This is a genomic window from Erwinia sp. L03-1, from assembly GCF_058686115.1.
In genome coordinates this window covers 1,020,823-1,035,289 of record NZ_CM178762.1, presented here as the reverse complement: position 1 = coordinate 1,035,289, position 14,467 = coordinate 1,020,823, and the positions used below count along the sequence as shown (strand labels likewise).

The following is a 14,467-nucleotide window of genomic DNA, read 5'->3' as shown; positions in this document are numbered from 1 at the left end:
TTGGCCTGTTCGTATAAACGCCATGCATGCCTATCAGCCAAAATAAAACTGACCACAGGAAGGGTTTTAATAACCCCATTTTACCACCCGCATGTCACACCGTATGCAAACCCGGCTACAGAACCACCGGCAATAGCGCCGATTGCCCAACAACCATAAAACTTTGCAAGTTCATATCTGGCTATTTCCATCTGAATCATTTCATTCAGGTTCCCTCCTTTAGCACCCACCACAGAAAAAATTTCATTACAGGCTAACTCTCTCATTTAAAAATCCTTTTCAGATTTAAGTTAATAATTAATTAAACTTATAGCCTTTTTAAGGTGTTTTTTTTGTTAAGTAGCTCTCAGTTTTTTTTCGTAGAAAATCCAATTTCAATATGTGGGGACGTTTTTCTGATTTAATAAGCTGGAGAGACGAAGCTGCGGGTGAAAAAATGCCATCGCGATGCGAAAAAAATGGATAAGCGTCGTAAGCCAGGCAGTACGGTGAATGGCGACAGCGCAGAATAAAGCGCAAAAAAGAAAACCGCCTCACTGAGGCGGTTTTTTATTACCCGTTACAAAGAGGTTACAGACTTTCAGTAAAGGTACGGGTAATTACATCACGCTGCTGCTCAGGCGTCAGCGAGTTAAAGCGAACGGCGTATCCTGATACACGAATCGTAAGCTGCGGATACTTTTCAGGATGCTTCACCGCATCTTCCAGCGTTTCACGGCGAAGAACGTTAACGTTCAGATGCTGACCGCCCTCTACGCGGACTTCAGGCTTAACTTCAAGCGGGATTTCACGGTACTCAATTTTACCCAGGTCGGTGACCGGGACAATTTGGTCTTCGCTGTAGCCCGCTTTGGCGCAGACGCAGCGCGCTTCATCTTTGTCGCTGTCCAGCAGCCAGAATGAGTTAACCAGCGTGGCGTTGCTTGCTTTGGTGATCTGAATTCCAGTAATCATGATTTGCCTCCCAGGCAGTGCGGCGCTGACAGACACCAGCGCGTTGTTAAAGGAGTAATTTCAGCTTCCATCATTCTGTATATCAGTCTCCTGTCGGCGTAATGTTGACCAATATCAATAAAGCCGGTAGCTGAGATGCCTGCTTACGCTCAACCTAATGATTTATCGCAACTTTCCCTCCGGCGGTATTTAATATTTTTTTGTAAATTATCAAAAATATTTTAATTTTGCCGCGGTGCGGATACGCGCTAAGCTAGACGCCAGAGACACTAAAGGAGGCGAGAAATGGTCAATGAACTGACCTGGCACGACGTACTGTCGCAGGAAAAAGAGCAGCCCTATTTCATTGAGACGCTGCGTAAGGTCGCCAGTGAACGCGCAGCGGGGAAGGTGGTTTACCCTCCGCAAAAAGACGTATTTAACGCTTTTCGCCTGACGGAACTGGGCGATGTTAAGGTGGTGATCCTTGGGCAGGACCCTTATCACGGCCCTAATCAGGCTCATGGACTGGCCTTTTCCGTGCTGCCCGGCGTGGCGGTCCCGCCTTCGCTGGTGAATATGTATAAAGAGCTGGTCACGGATATCCCTGGCTTTGAGCGTCCCGGTCACGGTTTTCTCGAAAGCTGGGCGCGTCAGGGGGTTCTGCTGCTCAATACCGTGTTAACCGTGGAGGCAGGTCAGGCGCACTCTCACGCCCGCTTTGGCTGGGAAACCTTTACCGATAAGGTGATATCTCTGATTAATGCGCATCGCCAGGACGTGGTATTTTTGCTTTGGGGATCGCACGCGCAGAAGAAAGGCAGCATTATTGATCGGCAGCGTCACCACGTGCTGCAGGCGCCACACCCCTCCCCCCTCTCCGCGCACCGGGGATTCTTTGGCAGCGGGCATTTTTCTAAAGCCAACCAGTGGCTGGAACAGCACGGCGAAAGTCCCATCGACTGGACGCCGCATCTGCCGGAATAGGCAGATAAAAAAAGCCCCCTGAAGGAAGCGCGGACGGATCAGACCGACACGCTCCCTCGGAGGGCTTTTTCGCAGGGGTTACGCTTTGGCTTTTGCCACCGCAACCATTGCCGGTCGTAGCAGACGACCATTCAGCGTGTAGCCACGCTGCATCACCATCAGCACGTGGTTAGGCGCCACTTCTTCCGATTCAATCATCGACATCGCCTGATGGATTTCAGGATTGAACGGCACGTTAACTTCGCCTACCACTTCCACGCCGAACTTACGTACGGCACCCAGCAGAGACTTCAGCGTCAGATCGATCCCTTCAACCATCGCAGTCAGTTCAGGATTCTCTTTGTCGGAGACTTCCAGTGCACGTTCAAGGCTGTCGATAACCGGAAGTAGCTCGTTGGCAAATTTCTCAAGCGCAAATTTATGCGCTTTTTCGACGTCCAGCTCTACGCGGCGACGGATATTCTCAATCTCTGCCTGCGCGCGAACCTGAGCCTCGCGAACGCCGCCCTGGGCCTGCGCCAGCTGGGCTTCCAGTTCGGCAATGCGTTCATCACGGGGATCCACGCCTTCTGCCGCCCCGTCTTCCTGCTGTGGTGCCTGCTCCATCTCAATTTCGTCTGAGACTTGCTCGTTTGATGTGTTCTGTTCTTTACTACTCATGAATTTCTCCGCGTTTATGCACATTCTTCTCGCTGGTTCGCTTATTATGGGGATCAGAATTGCGGTTTCAAGGGAACCCGTCACATTGTCTGAGGTAGTTTACCTCATGAGGAACGCCAGCATCATGAACACCCCTTTCCACTGCATTGGTATTGTCGGCCATCCGCGCCATCCTACCGCGCTAACCACGCATGAAATGCTCTATCGCTGGCTGACGGCAAAAGGCTATGCGGTGATTATTGAGGAGCAAATTGCCCGCGAGCTGAATCTGGCGAATGTGCAAACGGGGACGATGGCGGAGATCGGTCAGAATGCCGACCTGGCGGTCGTGGTGGGCGGCGATGGAAATATGCTGGGTGCCGCGCGCGTCCTTGCCCGCTACGATATCAAAGTGATCGGCATTAACCGCGGTAATCTGGGTTTTTTGACCGACCTCGACCCGGACAACGCCCAGCAACAGCTGGCCGATGTGCTGGAGGGCAACTACATCACCGAAAGCCGCTTTCTGCTGGAAGCTCAGGTGTGTCGACAGGGGCGCGAACCGCGCATTGGTACGGCGATCAACGAAGTGGTGCTGCACCCCGGCAAGGTCGCCCATATGATTGAGTTTGAAGTGTACATCGACGAGACCTTCGCGTTTTCGCAACGTTCTGACGGCCTGATAATCTCCACGCCTACCGGGTCTACCGCTTATTCGCTTTCCGCCGGTGGGCCGATTCTAACGCCGTCGCTGGATGCCATCGCGATTGTACCGATGTTCCCGCACACGCTCTCTGCGCGCCCGCTGGTGATTAACAGCAGCAGCACCATCCGCCTGCGCTTTTCGGATCGTCGAAGCGATCTTGAAGTCAGCTGTGACAGCCAGATTGCGCTGCCAATTCAGGAGGGCGAGGATGTGCTGATCCGCAGAAATGAGGACCACCTCAATCTGATTCACCCTCAAAACTATAATTATTTCAATACGCTGAGTTCCAAGCTGGCCTGGTCAAAAAAATTGTTTTAAAAACCGACGTCAGCTCTTTACTGGTTAAAAAACCAGTATATACTGTATGAAAAACCATATCTGTGTTTTCATACAGGAACGCTAACTATGCTGGCACAACTGACCATCAGTAACTTTGCGATTGTTCGTGAACTGGAAATCGATTTTCAGCGCGGTATGACCGCTATCACCGGCGAGACCGGTGCAGGTAAATCCATCGCCATTGATGCGCTGGGTCTTTGCCTCGGCGGCCGGGCTGAAGCAGATATGGTGCGTCAGGGTGCCACGCGGGCCGACATCTGCGCCCGCTTTTCGCTGAAGGATACCCCCTCTGCCCTGCGCTGGCTGGCTGAAAACCAGCTGGACGAAGGGAGCGAGTGCCTGCTGCGCCGGGTTATCAGCAGCGATGGCCGCTCACGCGGCTTTATCAACGGCACCGCCGTTCCCCTCTCACAGCTACGCGATCTGGGCCAGCATCTGATTCAGATCCACGGACAGCATGCTCATCAGCTTTTGTTAAAACCCGATCATCAGAAGACCCTGCTGGACGCCTACAGCGGCGAAAACGGGCTGATGCAGGAGATGCGCAACAGCTATCGCCAGTGGCATCAAAGCTGCCGTACGCTGGCGCATCATCAGCAGCTTTCGCAGGAGCGGGAGTCGCGCCGTGAACTGTTACAGTACCAGCTAAAAGAGCTGAATGAATTTGCCCCCGTTGCCGGTGAATATGAAAATATTGACGAAGAGTACAAACGCCTGGCGAACAGCGGGCAACTGATCTCCACCGGTCAGCAGGCTCTGATGCTGCTGGCCGATGGCGAAAGTACCACGCTGCAAAACCAGCTTTATACCGCCCAGCAGCTGATCGGCGAACTGATCGGTATGGATGACAGGCTGAGCGGCGTAGCCAATCTGCTGGACGAGGCCGCCATCCAAATCAGCGAAGCCAGTGATGAACTCCGCCACTACTGCGAAAGGCTGGACCTGGATCCTAACCGCCTGCAAGAGCTTGAGCAGCGCCTGTCGCGTCAGATCGCGCTGGCGCGCAAACATCATATCGCGCCCGAAGAGCTGGCCGCGTTTCATCAGCAGCTGCTCGAAGAACAAACCCTGCTGGATCAGCAGGAGAGCGATCAGGCGGAGCTGGTGCAGGCGGTCACCGTCCATCATCAGGCCGCGATGGCCTGCGCAGAGCGCCTGCACCTTCGCCGGGCGCACTTCGCTCAGGAGCTTAGCGACCTTATCAGTGAGAGCATGCATGCTTTATCCATGCCCCACGGCCAGCTTAGCATCGAGGTTCTGTTTACGGCGGAGCATCTGACGGCAGAAGGCGCGGATCGCGTTGATTTCCGCGTTACCACGAACCCGGGTCAGCCGCTACAGCCGCTGTCCAAAGTGGCCTCTGGCGGTGAGCTTTCACGCATTGCGCTGGCGATTCAGGTGATCACTGCCCGTAAGATGGATACACCGGCGCTCATCTTCGATGAGGTGGACGTGGGTATCAGCGGCCCTACCGCGGCGGTAGTCGGTAAAATGCTGCGTCAGCTGGGTGAATCAACGCAGGTTATGTGCGTGACCCACCTGCCGCAGGTGGCGGGCTGTGGCAATCAGCATTTCTACGTCAGCAAAGAGACCGATGGTGCAATGACCGAAACGCATATGCAGCCGCTGGACAAGCGCGCGCGTCTGCAGGAGCTGGCGCGTTTGCTGGGCGGAAGCGAAGTGACCCGGAACACGCTGGCTAACGCAAAAGAGCTTTTAGCAGCCTGATTGTTGCACTTTTTTTCGCCGCTGTGGTCATACCCCTGGTTCGCAGAGGTTTTAAACTGCGAAAAGGTTTATTATCATCGGCTTCTTACGCTGTAATCGTAGTGATAAACCGATACGGCCAGATGCTGGTGATTGATGCACGGGACATCTGGCGTTATTGTTACAGCCAGGCTGCATCCGGTCAGCCGCGCTTCCTCTACATGAGTATGATGAACAGGTGCGGCAAAGACGGTCGGATGCGGACAGGCAAATAAAATAGCCAGATGCCCAAGGTGTTGGCCCGAAAAGGAATAAAGATACTTATGCGCTGTAAAACGCTGACTGCTGCGGCGGTGGTTCTTCTGATGATGACTGCTGGATGCTCCACTCTGGAACGAGTGGTTTACCGGCCAGATATCAACCAGGGTAACTACCTGGTTGCGAATGACGTTTCGAAAATTCACACTGGCATGACGCAACAGCAGGTAGCTTACACGCTGGGCACGCCGATGATGCACGATCCGTTTGGCAGCAACGTCTGGTACTACGTGTTCCGTCAGGAGCCGGGTCATCAGCCGGTCACTCAGCAGACGCTGACGCTGACCTTTGATGCCAACGGCACGCTGACGAACATTGATAACAAACCGACGCTGTCTGGCAAAAAAGCCTGATCGTGATTGCCGTTGAGATACCCTTCACGGCATGACATCCCGGCAGAAATAGTAAGGCGCTTATAGCGCCTTATTTTTTTGCTGCCCGCTCTGCCCGCTGACGGCGCAGCTCTTTCGGGTCCGCCAGCAGCGGACGATAAATTTCGACGCGATCGCCCGGGTGAACTTCGTCACCCGGTTTGACCGGGCGGCTGTAAATCCCCAGTTTGTTGCTGGCGGGATCGATATCGCTGCGCACCTCAAGAATGCCAGAGGCGCGAATGGCCTGCTCCACGGTGCTACCCTCCTCTACGCTTACCTGGTAGAGATATTGCTTATCGGGCAGCGCGTAAACCACTTCAACCAGGATATCAGCCACTGTAGACCTCTTTTGCGCGTTTGGTAAACGCCTGCACCATGCTGCTGGCCAGCTCTTTAAATATCCGACCAAATGCCATCTCTACCAGCATATTGGAGAATTCAAACTCCAGATTCAGCTCCACTTTACAGGCATCTTCGCTGAGCGAAGTAAACTGCCAGCCGCCGGTAAGCTTGCGAAACGGGCCGTCGACCAGCTGCATATGAATGCTCTGGTTCTCTGTTAGCGTGTTGCGCGTGACAAAGGTTTTACTGATCCCGGCCTTGGAAACGTCCACCGATGCCGTCATCTGCTGTTGACTGGTATCGAGTACGCGACTGCCGGTACAGCCTGGTAGAAATTCCGGATAGGCATCAACATCGTTTACCAGCCGGAACATTTGCTCAGCACTGAAGGGGACCAGCGCGGAACGACTAATCTGGGACATAACGTTTCCTGTTAATCTTCAACAATTGAATAATACCATCGCCGGGGATCAAACAAAAATTCTCAGCCGCCAGCGTTCTGCTAAAATAGCGCTTTTCTCCGCGCCTGTTGTTACAGGGGATGCCATCATTAACCGCTTCATGTACACTAAGTAGCACTATGACAAAGAAAAAAGCACATAAACCCGGTTCTGCTACCATTGCCATGAACAAGCGGGCCCGCCATGAATACTCCATTGAGGATGAGTTCGAAGCAGGGCTTTCGCTACAGGGATGGGAAGTTAAATCACTCCGTGCCGGTAAGGCCAATATCAGCGAAAGCTACATTATGCTGCGCGATGGAGAAGCCTACCTGTTCGGTGCCACCTTCCAGGCACTGATTGGTGCCTCTTCGCACGTGGTCTGCGATCCTACCCGCACCCGTAAGCTACTGTTGAAAGAGCGCGAGCTGGCGACCCTGTTCGAGAGAGCCAACCGCGATGGCTATACCATCGTGGCGCTGTCACTCTACTGGAAAAATGCCTGGGCCAAACTGAAAATCGGCGTAGCCAAAGGTAAGCGAGAGCACGACAAGCGCGACGATATTAAAGATCGCGAATGGAAAACCGACAAAGCACGTATCATGAAACACGCTAACCGCTAAGCCTTTGCCTGGCAGGCGTTTTCTGTTATACTGCTAAACAGTACTTGGGGCTGATTCTGGATTCGACAGGATTTGCGAAGCCCTAGGAGCATGCCGAGGGGCGGTTTGCCTCGTTAAAAGCCGCAAAAAAATAGTTGCAAACGACGAAAACTACGCACTAGCAGCTTAATAACCTGCTCAGAGCCCTCTCTCCCTAGCCTCCGCTCTTAGGACGGGGATCAAGAGAGGTCAAACCCAAAAGAGATCGTGTGGATGTCCTGCCTGGGGCTGAAGCATTAAATCCAATCAGGCTAGTTTGTTAGTAGCGTGTCCGTTCGCAGCTAACCGGCGAATGTAAAGACTGGACTAAGCATGTAGTGCCGACGGTGTAGTAATTCTGGACGCGGGTTCAACTCCCGCCAGCTCCACCAAATTCTTGGTCGATTGGTTACCAGACCCATTCGATGAAGTCCTGAAAGCCCGCAAGGCGTAAGCCCTGCGGGCTTTTTTGTGCCTGTCATCATCCCTCGCGATTCAGCTAAACCCGGCGGTAATTGGTATACGATAAAATGTATGCCAGTGACGGATAGCAATTCGCGCAGGATTGTACTGCATGGCACGGTAATCGCCCCGCCCAGGTTGCTAAATATGGTGCTGGCAAACCGCTATGACTGGCAGCTGTTCCTTGAGGTCACCGGCCACGGCGGTAGCGGGAAAAGCGTGATGGCGTCCATTGCCCGTCTGCTGGCCGGAGAAGACAACACCACGGCCGCGACCATCGACACGCTGGAGTCGTCACGGGAACGTGCAAGCGTGGTCGGCTACTCATTAATTATCCTGCCCGACCAGGAGAAGTGGAGCGGCGACGGCGCGGGCATCAAGGCGAACACCGGCGGCGACGCCGTGGCGATTGACCCGAAGTACCGTGACGCCTATTCAACCCACATCCCGGCGGTAATACTGGCGATGAACAACAACCCGATGCGCTTCAGCGACCGCAGCGGCGGCGTGTCGCGTCGCCGGGTCATCCTGCCGTTCCCGGACGTGATACCGGCCAACGAACGTGACCCGCATCTGCTGGAAAAGATTGCCGGTGAGCTGGCGGTTATCGTACGCCACCTGATGCAGCGCTTCACCCGACCTGACGACGCCCGCGAGCTGTTGCAGGCGCAGCAGTCGTCGGAGGAGGCGCTGGAAATCAAGCGCAGCGCCGACCCGCTGGTCGACTTCTGCGGCTACCTGACGCCGCTGAGCACGCCAACCGGCCTGTTTATCGGTAATGCCAATATTCGCCCGATGATCCCGCGCCGTTATCTCTATCACGCCTACCTGTCGTTTATGGAGGCCAGAGGGCATCAACACCCGATGAGCCTGACGGCGTTCGGCCAGGCGGTGCCGCAGACACTGAAGGAGTACGAGATAGAGCTGCTGAAGCGCAAAACGAAGAACGGAATTCAGACCAGCCTGGAACTGAGCGAAGACTGCGAGGCCGACTGGCTGCCGCGCTGTGATGCATAAGCCAGACGATAAACACCAAACCGGCCCCGGCCGGTTTTTTTATGCCTGAAGGTGAACAGTGTTCACCCCGGGTGAAGAGTAGCGGCTTAAGTGATCACCACTTAACCATATGAATATAAATAATAAAATTGAAAGGTGAACAGGGTGAACACTTTTCCACAAAATCTTTTTTTTAGCTGTCAGTGGAGCTAAAACCTGAAATACGGATACAATCTGGCCGCGTATCTACTATTTATATGAGGTTTCATTATGGATGATGGCATAAAAATCGTGATATCCCCGGTTCAGCTTGCTGCTGTGCTGTCTGACAAATCTGTGACTGAGGGGGAGACCCTCAGTAATCGTTTATATGGCGGCCTTGGCCTTGTCATGGGAACGCTTGAGCTGGCGGGAGCAACTGCGCTTTGCATTGCACCTGAGCCTACCGGGCTGACAAAAGCAGCCTGTGTAATTGTTGGCGCACACAGCATGGACAGCATTAATACCGCTGCCGATCAGGTTTTGTCCGGTAAAAATGTGCGCAGCGCTACCTATCGTGCATCTGTAGAGATGGCTAAACAGTTTGGTGCCGATGATGAAAATGCATGGAAAGTAGGTTTGACCGTTGATGTGGCCGTGCCTATTGCTCTTTCACTGGGGCTGGGAGCTGCAAGGGTTGCTGCCGTCCGTATCGGACGAATTAAATTAATTGAGCATGAATCTGTTACAGGATTAAAACCCGGCGGCCATACGATCCTAAAGCATGTTGGTAAGTCACAGCAGGAGCTCCACGAACGAATTATCAAATCAAATGGAGTGCTGGATCTGTCTGGTTCGTTCTCATCGCTGGATATTGCCGAAACAGCCATCTCAAAAGCATTACATAATAACCGTGAATGGATAAAGGTATGGGCTGCAAGTACCCCGAGACATAATTTAACCATTACCTATGATATGGGGAAACCGGTTGGCTATGTTGTTCAGAAAGGCACCGATATTGCTTATAAAGCAACTAAAATCAGGGTTGCGCTTAAGTATCAGACTTATAACAATAAACCCTATTACATAATTACTTCCTTCCCAGATAAGTGAGATGCATATGAGCCGTGCCCCTCTTGCCCCAAATTTGGATCTATGTCTTGTAGGTACACTCAACCAGGACTTCGACTACATAACTGGCGCGGATACGATGGACGGTGCCATTGATGTAGTCGTTGACGAAGCTTCGCCAGAAGAACGAAGAGATTTGCGCAAAGAGATTACTGACTTTCTACAGCTTTCAGATGAAGAGATAGAAGCAGAATTTGCTGAGCGCTGGAAAGATATCTCACCGGATTACGCTAAGAGTTTCCTGATGTATTTCCTTGAAAGCATCAATAGGTATGGTGACCATTGAGAGCTTCATAAACAGGCATTGGTATACGCTTAGGTATACCAATAAAATCTGAATTCAAGGAAATCATCTAAAAACATAAAATTGCCGAAAAAATTCAGATTCCGCCAGCCCATTCGATGAAGTCCTGAAAGCCCGCAAGGCGTAAGCCCTGCGGGCTTTTTTGTATCTGCAACCCTTACGAAATGATCCGTCTGAATCCAGAGATAATTGCCAGGCTTAAACGGCAACTGGCGGAAAACGCCGGGGAGTTGGCCATCCTCCTAAAGGCCGCGATATAATTCGCGAAGCGCCTGAAATGAAATATGTCTTCATTGACAATCACCAGGTTGAATTCAGTATCAAAGCCATGTGCCAAATATTACGGGTCTCGTGCCGTTATCGGCTGGTCAATGTCATCGCGCATGACGGCACAACTGGCCTGTGAGGGACTACAGATGGCGTTGTGGCAACGAAAACGTCCGGAAAATGCCATTGTTCATACAGACCGGGTTGGACATTACTGCCCAGAGGATTATCAGGCGCTACTGAAACGGCATAATCTGCGGGGTAGCATAAGCGCAAGAGGCAACTGTTACGACAATGCCTGTGTGCAAAGCTTCTTTCACTCGCTGAAAGTGGCATGCATTCACGGAGAATGATTTACCCGTTGATAAATGATGCGCACGGCGGTATTTAATTCAGAGTGCGATTACAATCGCTAGCCACGCCACAGTGTCAGTGGTGGACTCAGTACGGAACAGTTTGAAAACCAGAACCTCGCTTAGGAGCCTGTCCACATTACGCGGGTAGGCTCAAGCGGCTTGATTTGGCATGCGCCGGGCTTTTGCAGTAAGGCTTGATCGGGCGGTTTGGATAATACGCTGCGAAGAGAAATACTGGATATGCATTTGTTCCGATCATTGTAAGAATTCCGGATCTTAACCGATTAATGGCATAGTGAATTTAACGAAGATTGCCCGCACATTTCACTGGGTGGGATGCCCATTTCATTTACGCGAGGCCAAAGCTGGCCGTAGATCATAACTGGTAGTGGTATAAAAACTTCGGGAACTACACTGCTCTTTGCTGGGTACAGCACTTTTTTGCTTAACGCAGTTGAATTATTTACTATAGCCATGCGCTTACCTTTAGCAGTTGGGCATCATGTCCAGCTGACGCCATATTTAGACACATACGGAGAATGGATGCATGGCACGTCAAATTGCCCCCGGTTACTGTGTTGTAGAACGTCCCGGAAACCTTGCTTTTCAAGCTCGGGAGCTGTTCAGGGATACCCGCTCCCCTGCGGCCAGCCTGTTTATGAAACTCAATGCAGATACACAGTGGCTAAAGCCGGGTCAGATATTGATCGTTGCAGACCCGGATGCGGCTGCGCCGATCACTACGCAGATGCTGTACAAACTCAGGCAGGCAAAACAAAGTACCAATAATGCCTTTATCGGTGTCAGTACAGAGGATGCAGGCTTTCTTCACAAGCACTATGGCATGATTGCTGGACTTACCAGTGCTGGTGATAAAATATTCGGTATGGCAGGGGACGTGGGCGAAAAATACTTTTCTGCCATTGAACAGACACTCAAGAAAATCGAAGCCAGCTATCAGAACCAGTATCGCACCCAGGGCACGCTCATCAGTCAACAGTTTTTTGTAGAGCGCAACCTGCTATTGAATCAGTTAAAAGAACTCGTTAACAAGCCGCTGGTCAAATCCCTTGCCCGCTATTCTGTGAAATTCAGACCCTATGAAGATATGCGAAGGGCATTAAATCTCTCCAGTCGTTCTATTGTTCATGAATGGTCAACGGCGGGTGTTACTGGCATACCGGGTTATTCAACCTATGTCGGAAATGCCGCTAAGGCCGCCCGTTTCCTTAAGTACGGGGGATATATTGGCATTGGATTCGCTTTTGCCGGAACGACTAATGATGTAGTGGATGCCTGCACCAAAGGGCGCGAAGGTGAATGTGAAAAGATTGCTTTTCGTGAATACTCAAAGTTTGCCATTAGTACTGCTGGAGGTGTGACCGGTGGGGTTTATGGCGGTGCAGCTATGATGGGTGTATGTACAGGTATAGGTATAGCCACTGTCGGAGTAGGAGGTGTTGCATGCGCAGCCGTAGGTTCTGTGATTGGTGGGTATATGGGAAGCACGGGCGCAGAAACAATCATCAATAAAGTAATAGAATATTATGATAAATAATCAAATATTAGCACATGCAGCGTTATTTTTTGGACTGGCAGGCAGTGGTTTAATATTCCTTTCGTTTTTGATCTATGTAGTAAAAAGACAGGATTATTATAAGTTAGTCTCATCCTATACGAATAAATACGACTTCCCTGCCCCATATTCTTTCTACCATATGGTCGGTTTTTTTGGAGCGTTCCCGATAATTCGATTCTTTATAAAATTAAGCCAGAAAAAGAAAATGTATTTTTTAGATCACAGTAATCCTGCTTATTCTTTTTTTGATGATAATCGGTTAAAAATTCATTCATGGATGAGGCTCTTTACTTTTTTATGGCTTACGGCGACGGCGTGTCTTGTCTTTTTCGCTTTTTTTGGCCTGCTTTTACCGTGATTATAGCAGTGGACCTCATAAGCCCAACTGTTTCATAAGGTCCATTACATCTCTAATTCATAAGGTCCATTACATCTCTAAATAGCCGCGCCTGGCCAGGCAGCGCGGCCACCGCCTACACATTCAAAAGATAAATGCATTTCCGTAAATGGCTCGTTAAAAGGATAAGCAAAGGAGCGACTGAAAGTTCTTACATCAGATTCTTCAAAGAGGATATTTCGATTTTCATCAGCATGCTTGTTATATTGGGATCCCTGCTCGCCTTAAAAGGACTTGAAATGGATATAGCTTTGCTTAGTGCGCTGGACTCACACGGGAAAGCGAAATTTGAAAGTGCTATAAATGCCCAACAAGGCGATATATCTGCGGCAGCGGCGAGACTTTCATTCAATCCCCGGCTTCGCCTTGAGTACTCTAAACGCATTAAAGAAATGGCCGCGGATCTCAGAGCTAAAGCAAATATTGGCATTATTAGCTGGGAAGAAGCAGCAATGGAGGCTCAGGAAATCAGAAATCTGATAATGGATATGGTACGTACCCGGAGTACGCCACTTTGTAGAGCCATGGCAGAAAGAATTAAAAAATCAGGTTTATGCCGGGATTGTAGAGTCAGCGGGTAAATCAAACCCTCAGGTTAACCTGAGAATGATGGAATTATCTCGTGCTGCTAAGGGCTTTATAGTTCTCTCTATCGGGGTATCAGTGTATGAAATATACACGGCAGACAATAAAGCTTCTGAAACCGGTACCGGTAGGCAGGTTGCTATTAACGGAGCAGGTATTGCAGGCGGCTGGGCTGGCGATGCTATTGCTGGGCTGATGTGTGGGCCTGGTGCGCCTGTATGCGTGTTATTGGGCGGATTTGCTGGCGGTGCTTTAGCCGCATGGGAAATGGGCAACTGGTGGAAATGAAGATGGAAGAAGTCACTACACTATCGCTATCGGAAGTCAGTGAAGCAACAGATACCACTCAGGCTCGTTCTGAAGTTCTGACTGGCGGCAACCCGACAGGGATTATCATCCCAGGAAAAGTACTTGAAGCTGCGATAAAAATTGATTCACGTCGCTATCTGTTATTCGTAACGAATGACGTGATCTTTGAAGAGATGCTGACGCTCCTGCTGCTGGATCTTTCTCAGGGCGTATTAGAGGAATTGACTATCGGAGGCGCTTATACTTCAGGCTACTTTGAGAATTTAAAGGTTTCACCCCACTCCGCAAGCTTCAGCTTTATTGGTGATACCACTTGGACAGCAAAAGTATCGGCATCTCCCACGTTTAAACTGCCCTTTTCCGATCCTCGCGGTGTAAGCCGTCCAATGGGAATGAGAAAATACATTGATATTTCTGCTGACCCTGCGCCAGCCAGGGCTGACGGCAGCCGGTAAAACAATCTACAGCCTCTTTTCTTTATCGCCAGAACAGGCGGTCAATGCGGCAAGACAAAACGGCATTGGTATACGCTTAGGTATACCAATTAAAGTTGAATTCACGAAAACCATTTTAAAACATAGATTTGACGTGAAAATTCAGATTCTGCCAGCCCTCCGGGCTTTTTATGTCCTTTCGAGTCTCAGGTAAGGTCGTGAAGCCAGCCCCTCGCTAAAAT

At 50.9% G+C, this 14,467-nt stretch carries 16 protein-coding genes, 1 other RNA gene and 2 pseudogenes; 14 read left to right on the top strand and 5 right to left on the bottom strand.

What is annotated here, in order from left to right:
- Window positions 1-80: 80 nt before the first annotated feature.
- Window positions 81-266, bottom strand: a complete 186-nt coding sequence (locus AC4PCC_RS04800; RefSeq protein WP_492126580.1) for a hypothetical protein — start codon at window positions 264-266, stop codon at window positions 81-83.
- 304 nt (window positions 267-570) lie between these two features.
- Window positions 571-954, bottom strand: coding sequence for an autonomous glycyl radical cofactor GrcA (grcA, locus tag AC4PCC_RS04795; RefSeq protein ID WP_067709546.1), 384 nt, complete (start codon window positions 952-954; stop codon window positions 571-573).
- Window positions 955-1,239: 285 nt separating this feature from the next.
- On the opposite strand from grcA, the gene ung reads away from it, so the two are divergent.
- A complete protein-coding gene (ung, locus tag AC4PCC_RS04790) occupies window positions 1,240-1,920 on the top strand; it encodes a uracil-DNA glycosylase (RefSeq protein WP_067709548.1) in 681 nt (226 codons plus the stop codon).
- A gap of 78 nt (window positions 1,921-1,998) precedes the next feature.
- Here ung and grpE read toward each other — a convergent pair whose 3' ends face one another.
- The gene (gene grpE, locus AC4PCC_RS04785) at window positions 1,999-2,580 is read right to left on the bottom strand and encodes a nucleotide exchange factor GrpE (RefSeq protein ID WP_492126579.1); all 582 of its coding nucleotides are present in this window, start codon (window positions 2,578-2,580) and stop codon (window positions 1,999-2,001) included.
- Window positions 2,581-2,704: 124 nt separating this feature from the next.
- Here grpE and nadK point away from each other — a divergent pair, with 124 nt between their 5' ends.
- The 3 genes from nadK to bamE all read left to right on the top strand — a co-directional run bounded on the left by nadK (window position 2,705) and on the right by bamE (window position 5,982).
- Window positions 2,705-3,583 carry an NAD(+) kinase gene (nadK, locus tag AC4PCC_RS04780; protein WP_492126578.1) on the top strand — a complete coding sequence of 293 codons (879 nt, stop codon included), beginning with the start codon at window positions 2,705-2,707 and terminating at the stop codon, window positions 3,581-3,583.
- 87 nt (window positions 3,584-3,670) lie between these two features.
- Window positions 3,671-5,332, top strand: coding sequence for a DNA repair protein RecN (gene recN, locus AC4PCC_RS04775; RefSeq protein ID WP_492126577.1), 1,662 nt, complete (start codon window positions 3,671-3,673; stop codon window positions 5,330-5,332).
- A gap of 302 nt (window positions 5,333-5,634) precedes the next feature.
- Window positions 5,635-5,982, top strand: a complete 348-nt coding sequence (bamE, locus tag AC4PCC_RS04770; protein ID WP_067709555.1) for an outer membrane protein assembly factor BamE — start codon at window positions 5,635-5,637, stop codon at window positions 5,980-5,982.
- Window positions 5,983-6,052: 70 nt separating this feature from the next.
- Here the strand turns inward: bamE and AC4PCC_RS04765 are convergent, their stop codons facing one another.
- Together AC4PCC_RS04765 and AC4PCC_RS04760 are read right to left on the bottom strand one after the other, a co-directional pair.
- Window positions 6,053-6,340 carry an RnfH family protein gene (locus AC4PCC_RS04765; RefSeq protein ID WP_492126576.1) on the bottom strand — a complete coding sequence of 96 codons (288 nt, stop codon included), beginning with the start codon at window positions 6,338-6,340 and terminating at the stop codon, window positions 6,053-6,055.
- Window positions 6,333-6,767 carry a type II toxin-antitoxin system RatA family toxin gene (locus AC4PCC_RS04760; RefSeq protein ID WP_492126575.1) on the bottom strand — a complete coding sequence of 145 codons (435 nt, stop codon included), beginning with the start codon at window positions 6,765-6,767 and terminating at the stop codon, window positions 6,333-6,335. Before AC4PCC_RS04760 ends, AC4PCC_RS04765 begins: the two co-directional genes overlap by 8 nt.
- 158 nt (window positions 6,768-6,925) lie before the next feature.
- On the opposite strand from AC4PCC_RS04760, the gene smpB reads away from it, so the two are divergent.
- The 10 genes and pseudogenes from smpB (at window position 6,926) to AC4PCC_RS04710 (ending at window position 14,246) form a co-directional block, all read left to right on the top strand.
- The gene (smpB, locus tag AC4PCC_RS04755; RefSeq protein ID WP_067709562.1) at window positions 6,926-7,408 is read left to right on the top strand and encodes an SsrA-binding protein SmpB; all 483 of its coding nucleotides are present in this window, start codon (window positions 6,926-6,928) and stop codon (window positions 7,406-7,408) included.
- A gap of 46 nt (window positions 7,409-7,454) precedes the next feature.
- Window positions 7,455-7,818, top strand: a transfer-messenger RNA (tmRNA) gene (ssrA, locus tag AC4PCC_RS04750).
- 211 nt (window positions 7,819-8,029) lie between these two features.
- A pseudogene (locus tag AC4PCC_RS04745) lies at window positions 8,030-8,905 on the top strand (DNA primase family protein); the annotation flags it as partial.
- A 249-nt stretch (window positions 8,906-9,154) separates the two neighbouring features.
- Complete coding sequence (locus AC4PCC_RS04740) at window positions 9,155-9,976, top strand: RNase A-like domain-containing protein (RefSeq protein ID WP_492126574.1); 822 nt, start codon at window positions 9,155-9,157, stop codon at window positions 9,974-9,976.
- Between the two features lies 1 nt (window position 9,977).
- The gene (locus tag AC4PCC_RS04735) at window positions 9,978-10,280 is read left to right on the top strand and encodes a contact-dependent growth inhibition system immunity protein (RefSeq protein WP_345828619.1); all 303 of its coding nucleotides are present in this window, start codon (window positions 9,978-9,980) and stop codon (window positions 10,278-10,280) included.
- A 206-nt stretch (window positions 10,281-10,486) separates the two neighbouring features.
- Window positions 10,487-11,044 (top strand): annotated as a pseudogene (locus AC4PCC_RS04730) (DDE-type integrase/transposase/recombinase); the annotation flags it as partial.
- Window positions 11,045-11,468: 424 nt separating this feature from the next.
- Window positions 11,469-12,479 carry a hypothetical protein gene (locus AC4PCC_RS04725; RefSeq protein WP_492126573.1) on the top strand — a complete coding sequence of 337 codons (1,011 nt, stop codon included), beginning with the start codon at window positions 11,469-11,471 and terminating at the stop codon, window positions 12,477-12,479.
- A 513-nt stretch (window positions 12,480-12,992) separates the two neighbouring features.
- Window positions 12,993-13,478, top strand: a complete 486-nt coding sequence (locus AC4PCC_RS04720) for a hypothetical protein (protein ID WP_492126572.1) — start codon at window positions 12,993-12,995, stop codon at window positions 13,476-13,478.
- 25 nt (window positions 13,479-13,503) lie between these two features.
- Window positions 13,504-13,770, top strand: a complete 267-nt coding sequence (locus AC4PCC_RS04715) for a hypothetical protein (protein ID WP_492126571.1) — start codon at window positions 13,504-13,506, stop codon at window positions 13,768-13,770.
- 2 nt (window positions 13,771-13,772) lie between these two features.
- The gene (locus AC4PCC_RS04710) at window positions 13,773-14,246 is read left to right on the top strand and encodes a hypothetical protein (protein WP_492126570.1); all 474 of its coding nucleotides are present in this window, start codon (window positions 13,773-13,775) and stop codon (window positions 14,244-14,246) included.
- Window positions 14,247-14,467 lie beyond the last annotated feature (221 nt).